This is a genomic window from Streptomyces tyrfis (assembly GCF_037034285.1).
Lineage (GTDB): Bacteria > Actinomycetota > Actinomycetes > Streptomycetales > Streptomycetaceae > Streptomyces.
The window spans coordinates 59,028-70,147 of the sequence record NZ_JBAGJZ010000045.1 but is presented as its reverse complement, the minus strand read 5'-3'; the positions used below and the strand labels follow the sequence as shown (position 1 = coordinate 70,147).

General features: G+C 72.7%; 8 protein-coding genes and 1 pseudogene. 6 read left to right on the top strand and 3 right to left on the bottom strand.

The features are described 5' to 3' along the window. Nucleotides 1-80 precede the first annotated feature (80 nt). Nucleotides 81-944: a L,D-transpeptidase family protein gene (locus tag WA762_RS28130; RefSeq protein ID WP_443080698.1), complete on the bottom strand. Its 864-nt coding sequence runs from the start codon at nucleotides 942-944 to the stop codon at nucleotides 81-83. Between the two features lie 457 nt (nucleotides 945-1,401). Between WA762_RS28130 and WA762_RS28125 the strand changes: the two genes are divergently transcribed. From WA762_RS28125 to WA762_RS28100, 6 genes and pseudogenes are all read left to right on the top strand, one after another. Beyond that, nucleotides 1,402-2,982 carry an acyl-CoA mutase large subunit family protein gene (locus tag WA762_RS28125; protein ID WP_335939320.1) on the top strand — a complete coding sequence of 527 codons (1,581 nt, stop codon included), beginning with the start codon at nucleotides 1,402-1,404 and terminating at the stop codon, nucleotides 2,980-2,982. Between the two features lie 239 nt (nucleotides 2,983-3,221). Next, nucleotides 3,222-3,887: a leucine efflux protein LeuE gene (leuE, locus tag WA762_RS28120; RefSeq protein WP_335939319.1), complete on the top strand. Its 666-nt coding sequence runs from the start codon at nucleotides 3,222-3,224 to the stop codon at nucleotides 3,885-3,887. Between the two features lie 326 nt (nucleotides 3,888-4,213). Continuing rightward, nucleotides 4,214-4,621 (top strand): annotated as a pseudogene (locus WA762_RS28115) (Scr1 family TA system antitoxin-like transcriptional regulator); the annotation flags it as partial. 39 nt (nucleotides 4,622-4,660) lie between these two features. Next, complete coding sequence (locus tag WA762_RS28110) at nucleotides 4,661-5,626, top strand: glycosyltransferase family 2 protein (RefSeq protein WP_335939318.1); 966 nt, start codon at nucleotides 4,661-4,663, stop codon at nucleotides 5,624-5,626. Nucleotides 5,627-5,629: 3 nt separating this feature from the next. Next, nucleotides 5,630-6,973 (top strand): polysialyltransferase family glycosyltransferase, encoded by a 1,344-nt coding sequence (locus WA762_RS28105; RefSeq protein ID WP_335939317.1) that lies wholly within the window; start codon nucleotides 5,630-5,632, stop codon nucleotides 6,971-6,973. Nucleotides 6,974-7,078: 105 nt separating this feature from the next. Next, complete coding sequence (locus WA762_RS28100) at nucleotides 7,079-8,221, top strand: acyltransferase (RefSeq protein ID WP_335939316.1); 1,143 nt, start codon at nucleotides 7,079-7,081, stop codon at nucleotides 8,219-8,221. 457 nt (nucleotides 8,222-8,678) lie between these two features. Here the strand turns inward: WA762_RS28100 and WA762_RS28095 are convergent, their stop codons facing one another. Both WA762_RS28095 and WA762_RS28090 read right to left on the bottom strand, forming a co-directional pair. Further along, a complete protein-coding gene (locus WA762_RS28095) occupies nucleotides 8,679-9,995 on the bottom strand; it encodes a polysialyltransferase family glycosyltransferase (RefSeq protein ID WP_335939315.1) in 1,317 nt (438 codons plus the stop codon). Beyond that, nucleotides 9,992-10,972 carry a glycosyltransferase family 2 protein gene (locus WA762_RS28090; RefSeq protein WP_335939314.1) on the bottom strand — a complete coding sequence of 327 codons (981 nt, stop codon included), beginning with the start codon at nucleotides 10,970-10,972 and terminating at the stop codon, nucleotides 9,992-9,994. The genes WA762_RS28095 and WA762_RS28090 overlap by 4 nt, the downstream gene beginning before the upstream one ends. Nucleotides 10,973-11,120: the final 148 nt, after the last annotated feature.

Below are 11,120 nucleotides of genomic sequence, written 5' to 3'. Positions count from 1 at the left end.
GCCCCGTTCCCCCCGGGCCCCCCCCCGCCACTCTTCCGGGTGACCTCCGGTTGATGCCCGGGGGCCGCCCGTTCCACGGCTCAGCCGTGGACGACCACCTTGTCGCCGGTCTTCACCTGGTCGAAGAGCGCGGCGATCTTCCCCTCGTCCCGGACGTTGACGCAGCCGTGCGAGGCGCCCTGGTAGCCGCGGGCCGCGAAGTCCGCCGAGTAGTGCACCGCCTGACCGCCGCTGAAGAACATCGCGTACGGCATGGCCGTGTGGTAGATCGTCGACACGTGGTGCCGGGACTTCCAGTAGACCGAGAAGGTCCCCTCCCGGGTCGGGGTGTACTGGGAGCCGAAGCGGACGTCCATCGACGAGACGACCCGGCCGTCGATCATCCAGGACAGCGTGCGGCTGTTCTTGCTGATGCACAGCACCCGGCCCGTCATGCACCGCTTGTCGGGCTTGGCGACGGGCGCCGTGGTCGGCGGGTCCAGCTCGGCGGCCGTCGGCGGGCGGGTCATGCCCAGCAGCCGCTGCCAGGTGAGGGTGTCCGTCCGGCCGGTGGCGGTCAGGCCGCGCTTGGTCTGGAAGGACCGGACGGCGTCGGCCGTGACCGTGCCGTAGTAGCCGGTGGGGGAGCGGTTGAAGTGGCCGATCTGCCGCAGCCGGGCCTGGAGTTCGCGCACCTGCCTCCCCTGGGAGCCGCTCGCCAGCAGTGTGGTCCCCTGCGGGTCCGGCTTCGGCGGGGCGGACGTCGGGACGGACGCGGAGACGGACGGGGACGGCGGCGTGGCGGCGGGCGACGAGACCGGGGCGCTCGGCGGCGACGACGGGACGGCCGGGGGCGTCGACCGCCGGGCCGCCGGCCTGGCGTCGTCGCTCGTCGCGACCCCCGGCGTCGTCGCCGACGCGCCGTCGGCGGGCCGCGGATCGCAGCCGGCGGTCGCGGCGGTCACGGCGACGACGGCGAGGGCCGTCGTGGCCGTCGTGGCCGCCCACCCCCGTCTCCCGGCCCTCGGCGTGACCGGCGTCCCGCCGCGTGACGCGCGCGACGCACGTGCGGTGGTGCTGCGTATCATCTTCGGCCCCCTGCTCCTCCGGGTCGCTTTCTCCGGGTCGCTCCGGCTGTTCCCTGGGACGGATTCCCGCGCCGCCCGGTTGCCAAAGCCCGCGCGGCGGGGAAACGCCGCACATGAGGAAAGGCCGCGCATGCGGGAGAGCCGCGCATGATGGAAGGAAGAGCGTCGACGGGGGCGGACCGGCACGGGGCTGTGAGGAAGGTCCCAGCGGTCGCCCCTCCAGCGGTTTCACGCCCGCCGCTACAGTCCGTCGCGAAACCCATCCGATATCGGCAAGCGCTTCGGCCGGCCCTCGTACGGTCCGGTGGAGCGGCTTCAGTGGAAGGCACAGCAGATGACGCGTGAATCGGAATCGGGACTGCCCGTCGAGCCGGTCTACGGACCGGAGGCGCTCGACGGCTGGGACGCCCGCGACAAGCTGGGCGAGCCGGGCTCGTACCCGTTCACGCGCGGGGTCTACCCGACGATGTACACCGGCCGGCCGTGGACCATGCGGCAGTACGCCGGGTTCGGCACGGCCACGGAGTCCAACGCCCGGTACAAGCAGCTGATCGCCCACGGCACCATGGGGCTCTCCGTCGCCTTCGACCTGCCCACCCAGATGGGCCACGACTCCGACGCCCCGATCGCGTCCGGCGAGGTCGGAAAGGTCGGGGTCGCGATCGACTCGATCGACGACATGCGCGTCCTGTTCGACGGCATTCCCCTGGACAAGGTCTCCACGTCCATGACGATCAACGCCCCGGCCGCCCTGCTCCTGCTCCTCTACCAACTGGTCGCGGAGGAGCAGGGCGTCGCCGCCGGGAAGCTGACCGGCACGATCCAGAACGACGTGCTCAAGGAGTACATCGCGCGCGGCACGTACATCTTCCCGCCGGCGCCCTCGCTGCGTCTGATCGCGGACATCTTCCAGTACTGCCAGGCCGAGATCCCGAAGTGGAACACCATCTCGATCTCCGGCTACCACATGGCGGAGGCCGGCGCCTCGCCCGCGCAGGAGATCGCGTTCACCCTCGCCGACGGCATCGAGTACGTCCGCACCGCCGTCGCGGCGGGCATGGACGTCGACGACTTCGCGCCCCGCCTCTCCTTCTTCTTCGTCTCCCGCACCACGATCCTCGAAGAGGTCGCCAAGTTCCGCGCCGCCCGCCGGATCTGGGCCCGGGTGATGAAGGAGGAGTTCGGGGCGAAGAACCCCAAGTCGATGATGCTGCGCTTCCACACCCAGACGGCCGGGGTGCAGCTGACGGCCCAGCAGCCCGAGGTCAACCTGGTGCGCGTCGCCGTCCAGGGCCTGGCGGCGGTCCTCGGCGGCACCCAGTCGCTGCACACCAACTCCTTCGACGAGGCCATCGCGCTGCCGACCGACAAGTCCGCCCGCCTCGCGCTGCGCACCCAGCAGGTCCTGGCGTACGAGACGGACGTCACCGCGACCGTCGACCCGTTCGCCGGCTCCTACGTCGTGGAGAGCATGACGGACGACGTCGAGGCGGCCGCCCTGGAGCTGATGACCAAGGTCGAGGATCTGGGCGGCGCCGTGCACGCGATCGAACGCGGGTTCCAGAAGAGCGAGATCGAACGCAACGCGTACCGGATCGCGCAGGAGACGGACAACGGCGAGCGCGTAGTGGTCGGCGTGAACCGCTTCCAGCTCGACGAGGAGGAACCGTACGAGCCGCTCCGCGTCGACCCCGCGATCGAGGCCGAGCAGGCGGCCCGCCTCGCGCGGCTGCGCGCCGAACGCGACCAGGGCGCGGTGGACGGGGCCCTGACCGCGCTGCGGAAGGCGGCCGGGGGAACGGACAACGTGCTGTACCCGATGAAGGAGGCGCTGCGGGCGCGGGCCACGGTGGGCGAGGTCTGCGACGCGCTGCGCGAGGTGTGGGGGGCGTACGTGCCGACGGACGCGTTCTGAGACGGACGTGGTCCCCGGGACGCGGACGGGTTCGGACGTAACCCCGGGGGACGCGGGCGCGTTCTGAGACGGACGTGGTCCCGGGGGCTGCGGACGCATGCCGAGGCGGACGCGGTCCCGGGGCCGCGGGCCGATGGGCGTCGCCCGGCGGGCGGGGTCCGGCGGCCGGGACGCTTCGGGCGCACAGAATCCGAAAACCCTCTGGACGGAGTGTCGTACTCGCGTGCGACACTCCGTCCATGCTGGGTGTCACCGACCTTCCTACCTACCTCGCCGGTCTGGCCGTGATCGTTCTGCTGCCGGGGCCGAATTCGCTGTACGTGCTGTCCGTCGCCGCCCGGCGCGGGGTGCGTACCGGGTACGTGGCGGCGGCCGGAGTGTGGACCGGGGACACCGTGCTGATGACCCTGTCCGCGCTGGGCGCCTCGTCGCTGCTGCGGACCACGCCGGTGCTGTTCGCCGTCGTCAAGTTCGCCGGTGCGGGCTATCTGACCTGGCTGGCCATCGGCATGCTGCGGTCCGCGGTGTCGATGTGGCGCGAACGGCACCGGCGGGTGGCCGAGCTGACCGAGGAGAGCGCCGGGGCCGAGGCCGCCGGGACGATGGAGCGGCCGTACCGCCGGGCTCTGGTGATCAGCATCTTCAACCCGAAGGCGATCCTGTTCCTGATCTCGTTCTTCGTTCAGTTCGTCGATCCCGGATACGCGTACCCGGCGCTGTCGTTCCTGCTGCTGGGCACGCTGCTCCAGATAGCCAGCGCCCTCTATCTGTCGATACTGATATTCGGCGGCACCCGCCTCTCCGCCGCGTTCCGCCGCCGGAGGCGGCTGTCGGCGGGCGCGACCTCGGCGGCGGGGCTGCTGTTCCTCGGGTTCGCGGCGAAGCTCTCGCTGGCCAGTGCCTAGGAGGCTGCCAGCGAACGACAGGTTCTCCAGCGCTCCATCACGGTCCCCGACATCGAGTTGAGCCAGGCCGTGGACCTGGGCGTCCACTCGTTCGTGCTCGACTCGATCAACTACATGGCGTTCTGCGACCAGCACGCGGGACGCTACATCCACCACGTCCCGCACCTGCCCGGACAGGGCACGCAGGAGCCGCCCAGAAGGGCGAGGGGTCGGAACCCTCTTGGTGCGGGCGCACGCGTGACCGAACCCTTTTCATCCTGTGCCGGGAGGGTGAAACGGCCTGGTGGGCGGGGGCGTGACCGGGCAGGGCCCCTGGTCGTCGGCGTGTTGACGCGCGGGTCCTGCCGTGGAACGGCCCGACCCGTCCTCTTACCGAGCTGCCACTCTTCCTCATGGACTTCGACGATGAACCGCCGCTGCTCCATGCCGAGGGCCCGTACCACGGTCAGACCATCGATGTTCCGGCGCTCGTGAGGCAGTACCGCAAGGCATACGCTCGGCCGAGGGCCGCCGCCAGTCGACCGGAGCCCCCTGCTGCGGGAGTCCCCGGCGCCCGGCATGATTCCGAACGACACGGTCTTCCGGGTGAGTTGGGACCGGTGGCGTCCGCGACGCCCGCCACGACGCCCGCCCGCCGCCTCGCCCGCCGCCCCCTCGCGGCGGGGGACATGCGGGCGTCGTCCAGAGTTCACCGCCCGTCGTTCCGGCGGCCACCCGGTCCTCGGCGCCCCTGATTACCTTGGGCGGCTACAAGATCGAAGGCGAGGGCCGGTGTGCCGAAACTGTCCGTTGTCGTACCGCTCCACAATGTCGCCCCGTACGCCGACACGACGCTGGGCAGCCTCGCCCGCAACGCGGCCGGGGACGTCGAGTTCCTGCTGGTCGACGACTGCTCCACGGACGAGACGCCGTCCGTGATCGACCGCTGGGCCCACAGGCTCCCGCACACCCGGGTGATCCGGCACGACACGAACGTGGGCATCGCCACCGCCCGCAACAGCGGGATCGAGGCGGCGAGCGGCGAGTTCCTCACCTTCCTCGACGGCGACGACTGGTACGCCCCCGGCCACCTGGACAAGCTGCTGGGCGCGGCCGAGGAGCTGGGCGTCGACTTCGTCCGCAACGACCACGTCCAGGCGACGGGCGCCAGCCGGGTCATCCGGCGCGTCCCCGCCCGGGTGCGGGACCGGGCGACGGACCCGCGCGCGGGCATCGCCCACCCCGGCATGGAGACGATGGTCGACTATCCGTTCGTCTGGGCCGGGCTCTACCACCGGCGGCTCTTCGAGGACGGCGCGATGCGCTTCGACCCGGCGCTGCGCACCGCCGAGGACCGGCTGTGGACCTGGCGACTGCACCTGCGGGCCCGCACCTGTGCGGTCCTGGGGCTCCACGGGATCTTCTACCGGCGCGGGGTCGCCACCTCGCTGACCCAGATCAAGGACTCCCGCCAGCTGGACTTCTTCCCCGCCTACGACGCCTTGCTGGAGGACCTGCGGCAGGACCGGGACGCCGAACTCCTGCTGCCCAAGGCGGTCCGCACCTACTGCGCGCTGATCGCCTTCCACACCGACAAGGCGGGGGACTACGAGGCGGCCACCGCCCGCCGGCTGCGGCAGGAGTCGGCCGCGGCGCTGCACCGCATGCCCCAGCACGTACTGGACCACACCCTGATGACGATGGACACGAAGCGCGGCACCCTGCTCCGACGCCTGCGCGACAAGCAGAAGGCCGCCTGACCCATGCCCGCGCACACCCAGATCTTCCAGGTCTCGACCCTGTACGGGGCCGCCACCGTCGCCGCCGCCCTCGACGCCGGCCAGTTCGGACCACCGGCGGACAGCCGCCGGATCCTGCTGGTGTGCGACAACGCCCCGGTGCCGGAGACCGCCGCCGGCCTGGACGCGATGGCCGGCTACGAGCGCGTCGCCGCGCGTTTCGACGCCGTCGTCAGCTGGAACGAGGCGATCCGCCCCTACCACCCCGGCGCCTGGGGGCCGCGCGCCGAGGACGTCGTGCTGTGGCAGCGCGCGCTCCGGCTGGCCTGGGGGCTGGGCGAGGGGCCCGTCGAACTGGTCCTGGAGTCCATCCAGGTCGACCCCGCCCGCGCGCTCGCGGCGATCTTCTCCGAGAGCACCCTGCACGTGTACGCGGACGGGCTGATGAGCTACGGGCCGACCCGCACGAGACTGCCCCAGGCCATGGGCTGCCGCGTCCGGCGCGTGCTCCACCTCGACCTGGTGCCCGGGCTCAGGCCCCTGCTGCTGTCCGAGTTCGACGTGGAGCCCGAACTCGTCCCCGCGGACGCCTTCCGCAGGGTCCTGGGCGAGATCGCCGGAGCGGCGGACGGCGACGCGCGGCTCGCCGAGGCGGTGGCGCACGCCCCCACCGCCGTGCTGCTGGGCCAGTACCTGGCCGCCCTCGACATCCTCACCGCGGACGAGGAGGAGGCCCTGCACATCCGCATGCTGCGCGGGGCCGCCCGGGCCGGCCACACCTCCGTCCTCTTCAAACCTCACCCCACCGCGCCCGCCCGCTACTCCGACGCCCTGGACAGGGCCGCCGCCGAGGCCGGGGTCCGGCTCCTCACGATGGACACGCCCCTGCTGGCGGAGACCCTCTTCGAGCGGTGCGCGCCCGCGCTCGTCGTCGGCTGCTTCTCGACCGCCATGCTCACGGCCGCCGCGTACTACGGCATTCCGGTCGCCCGGGTCGGCACCGGCCTGGTGCTGGAGCGCATCGCCCCGTACGAGAACAGCAACCGCGTCCCGCTGACCATCGTCGATCACCTCGTGCCCGATCTTGAACGGCACGACGGCGGCGAGGTGTCCGCCCTGCCCGACACCGTGCCGGACACCCTGGGGCCGCTGGTCCGCACGGTCGGCTACTGCATGCAGTCCGAACTCCACCCGGAACTGCGCGACGAGGCGGAGAACTGGCTGCGGGAGCGGCTGGACGACAGCACCCGGCACTACTTCAAGCGCCGCCGGCTCGGCAAGCTCTCCCTGCCCGGCGGCAGCCCCCAGGGCGCCGCGGCCCGGCTGCGCCGCACGGTCAGGCGCACCCGCAGCACCCTGCGCGTCTGAGGGCGCCCCGGCGGGCGCCCCTCCGCCTCGCGACGCACCGCTCCGACCCGCCGCGCGCCGACCCGTCACGGACGACGGGGCAGCCCTCCTGAGCCGACGAGGACCATGTCACCCACCGCCTCCCCGGCCGGAACACCGGCCTCCCCGCCCGCACCGGACGCCGCGGGCGCACCGGATACGCCCGACGCGACGGCCGCACCGGACGCGCGGGCCGGGGAGGCGCGCCCGCGCCGCGAGCACCGGTACGACATCGACCTGGTCAGGCTGGTCTGCTCGGTCGGGGTGATCCTCTGCCACACCGGCTCCGCGTTCGTGAACGCCGTCGGCCGGAAGCCCGAGGGCGGCGCGGGCGCCTACTGGGCGGGGCTGGCGGCGGACTCGGCCGGGCGGTTCGCCGTGCCGCTGTTCTTCGCCATCGCGGGCTGGGTCGTCCTCGTCGGCGCCCCGCCGAAGGACGGCGCGCGGCTGTGGCGGCGCATCGTGCGCATCGTGCTGCCGCTCGCCGTGTGGACCGGGGTCTACCTGGCGTGGGGCCGGCTGCGCGGCACCAATGACGCCCCGGTCGGCGACCTGGCGCTGGACTCGCTCTTCGCCTCGGTCCGCCCCGCCTACCACCTCTGGTACCTGTACGCCTACGTCCCCGTCATCATGCTGCTGGCCTTCGTGGCGATGGTGAGGTCGGGCAGGCGGCCGTGGGCGCTGGGCGCGGCGCTGCTGGGCCTGGCGGCGGCGCCGTCGCTCTTCGGCGACCTCGCCGCGCTCACCGGCCGGGACGTGCCGCGCTTCGGCTGGGGCTTCGGCCCGTACCAGCTGATCTACGCGGTGCTGGGCGCGCTGCTGTTCGCCCTGCCCGCCGGAGCCGTCGGGAGGCGACGCCTGCTGTGGGCGCTGCCGTCGGCGCCGGCGCTGGCCGGGGTGGTCGCTTACCAGCACGGGGTCCACTACGCGATCCCGTACGCCAGTGTGCTGGTGGCCCTGTTCAGCGCCGGTGTGCTGTTCGCCCTGCACCGGGTGCGGTTGCCCGAGCGGCTGCGCCCCGGACTGACCCGGCTGGCCGACGCGTCGTTCGGCGCCTATCTGGTCCATGTCCTGATCCTCGGCGTGCTCACGGACCTGTTGGTCTCCACCGGCCTGACGCTGCCGGCGGCCGTCGCGGCGGTGCTCGCGGTGACCGCCGCGACCACGGTGCTCTCGTTCGGCGCGGCCCTGCTGTGGGGGCGGCTCGGGATGAGCAGGCTGCTGGGCTGAGGGACCGCGACCGTGCGGGCGCGGCCCTCCGGGCGCACGCGGCGGGGCCGGCGCCGCGTAGATCGGCTGGTACGGGCCGACGGCGCGGCCGAGGCGGCCGATTTCCGTTTTCGCACCACGGGCGGGGAGCGCGATGGTCCTCTCGGGATTCTTGCGGGAAGAAAGGCGCGTGCGACCGTCCTGGGAACGCCGAGCACGATCGCGGAGCCGTTGATCGATCCACGACGGCCGATTTCGCCGCCGATCAAGATCCGGACATGTGTACGGGCGAATACGTGGCGGACCGGTGAGGAGTTCGAGGAAAAGCCGCCCCGAAAGGAAATGGTCGGGGCGGACGCGTTCGCGCGATACCGGGGGAATTCGGCGGCGAGGCGGGCCGGGGCGGACGCCGGCGGCGTGGAAAGCCGACCGCGAACCTGGCTCGGAACGCGCGGTCGGCGTCGCCCGGAGTTCTCCGTCAGCGCAGTACGGTCCGCCCCAGCCGACGTGCTTTTCGAGCCGCCCTCCGCAGGGCCGGATTGCGGGAGAGGGCGGTGAGCCCGCCGGGCAGTCCGCCGGGGAGCCCGAGGACCGCCAGCCTGCGGCGGGGGAACAGCCGCTGTTCGTCCGGTGTGACCCCGTCCGCGAGATACGCGGTGGCGGCCGCCCGCAGCCGCGGGTGGATCCGCGGCTGCATCGCGAACCCGATCGCGGTCAGCAGCCCGCCCGGATCTCCGGGCGTCCGGGTGCGTCCGGTCTCCAGCTCGGGCAGCAGCGTGTGGGCCAGCACCGCCGGGACCCGGTTGCTGTTCTGATACGGCGCCAGCCGAGCCAGCAGCCGGCCCGTGCCGGTGCGGGCGGTGTCCAGGCCGTACAGCTGCCGGGCGGTGAAGAGCGCGGTGGAGAAGCAGCCCACGACGAGCGCCGGCCGCAGCCGCTCGTAGAGCGTCTCCGCGAGCACCGGGGCGTCGAGCGCGGTGAGCTCCACCCCCAGCCGCTCCGCCTCGGACTCCAGCAGCCGGGACCAGCGGGCGGGCGCCGTCGGGTGGGGCTTGAAGACGATCTGCCGGTGCCCGCGCCCCGCGGCCCCGCGCAGCATCCGCAGATGGAGCTCCTCTTCCTCCTCGGCCGTGAGGATCTCCAGCGCCGAGAGGTACTGGCCCAGCAGGAGCGCCGGGCGGTCGTACGGCACGTCCGGCACGGGCGTGACCGCCCCGACCTGCCCCAGGACGGCCCGGAAGGCGTCGTCCGGGACGGTCTCCGCCGGCACGCCGAACTCCGTGAGCAGCAGGGGCCGGAGCCCGGGCACCAGATCGAGGTGGAGGAGCCGGCGCACGCGCGTGCCCAGCAGCGGATCGAGCCTGATCCGGGTGGGCCCGTAGCTCATCAGCCCGTCCGCGTACACGTCCACGGCCGCGCCCACGAAGATCCCGGTGACGGCGAGGGCCGGGTCGACCTGGATCGACTCGACGGCGAACTCGACGTCGTCGTCGCCCAGTTCCCACAGCCGGCGCAGATGGCGTTCCCAGAGCGGCACGTCCTCGGTCCGGGGCGACCAGCCCGAGGGGTGGAACGGCTCGATCGCCGCGTTCCAGGAGCGCACGTCGTCGAACCGGTCCCGCAGCGCCTCGAAGCCCGGCATCGCGTCGAGCGCCGGAGCGACCTCGGGGACGGGGGCGTTGTTGCTGATCAGCAGCATGCGCCGGTCAGCGGGGCGGATGAGGCCCGCGTCGACGGCCGCGGCCAGGGTGGCCGCGCCGTAGAGGGTGGACGCGCAGAGGATCTGCGTGGTCATGCGGCGGCCCCCGTCCCGGAGACGGGGCGGCGTCGCAGCCGTCGCAGCCGCGCGGACCGTTCGGCGCCCATCGAGTCGATCGTCTCCTTCAGGATCCGCTGCGGCATCCGGCGCAGCGCGGCCGCGCTCATGTCGAGCAGGACGCGGGCCACGGCGGGCTCGAACTTGGAGACGGTCGCCAGGTGGTGGGAGATGAGCGCGCAGTAGGTGCGCACGGCCTTCGGCAGCAGCGCGTCGGCCTCCGGGTCCCGCGCGGTCTCCGCCAGGACCTGGTCGAACGCGCGGATGAAGTCGAGCTGCCGGAGGTCGCCGATCTGGGTCAGCGAGGAGGAGATCCCGCGCCGGTAGAACACCCCGAGCAGACCGACCGCGGCGAACGACTTGGCCTCCCGGTGCAGCCGCCAGATCCACGGCCGGTCCTCGGCGGTGCGCAGCCCGTCCGTGAAGTGGATCAGACCGCGCTCGACCAGCCGGCGGTGGTAGGCCCCGGCCCAGGCGTACGGGTAGTCGACGGAGGTGGTGCGGTCGGCCGGGAGGATCGCGTCGCGCGGGCGCGCCGGCACGTCGCGCAGGCCGTGCGGCACCCGGTGCACGGTGCGCGACTTGGCGGTGCACTGCACATGGTCGGTCCGGATGAAGTCGCAGCCCAGCCGGTCCATCGCGGCGACCAGACCGGCGCAGTGCCCGGGGGCCAGCCAGTCGTCCCCGTCGAGAAACGTGACGTACTGGCCGCGCGACGCGTCGAGGCCGGTGTTGCGGGCGGTCGCCAGCCCCTGGTTCCGCTCGTGCCGTCTCAGGACCGCCCCCGGGATCTCGTCCCGCGCCCGCAGCAGGATGTCCGCGGTCCCGTCGGTCGAGGCGTCGTCGACCAGAATGAACTCGAAGTCCTCGCGCGCGTTGGCACGCAGGCTTCTGAGAGTGTCAGGGGCATATGTCTGCACGTTGTAGAACGGCACGATGACGGAGAGCTTGACCACCCGGTCACGTTAAGGGCGGGTTCGGCATTTACCCTGTCCCGGAAAAGGACTGCGGGTGAACGGCGCATGGGGAAATGGTGAACCGGCGTGAATCCGCGGGTTTCCCGGCCCTTTCTCCGGCGGATTGGCCAATCGTCGGCGGGCTGTT

Coding starts and splice junctions, on each gene's coding strand:
- WA762_RS28125 (WP_335939320.1), top strand. CDS start 1,402: ATGACGCGTGAATCGGAATCGGGACTGCCCGTCGAGCCGGTCTACGGA.
- leuE (WP_335939319.1), top strand. CDS start 3,222: ATGCTGGGTGTCACCGACCTTCCTACCTACCTCGCCGGTCTGGCCGTG.
- WA762_RS28105 (WP_335939317.1), top strand. CDS start 5,630: ATGCCCGCGCACACCCAGATCTTCCAGGTCTCGACCCTGTACGGGGCC.
- WA762_RS28100 (WP_335939316.1), top strand. CDS start 7,079: ATGTCACCCACCGCCTCCCCGGCCGGAACACCGGCCTCCCCGCCCGCA.
- WA762_RS28095 (WP_335939315.1), bottom strand. CDS start 9,995: ATGACCACGCAGATCCTCTGCGCGTCCACCCTCTACGGCGCGGCCACC.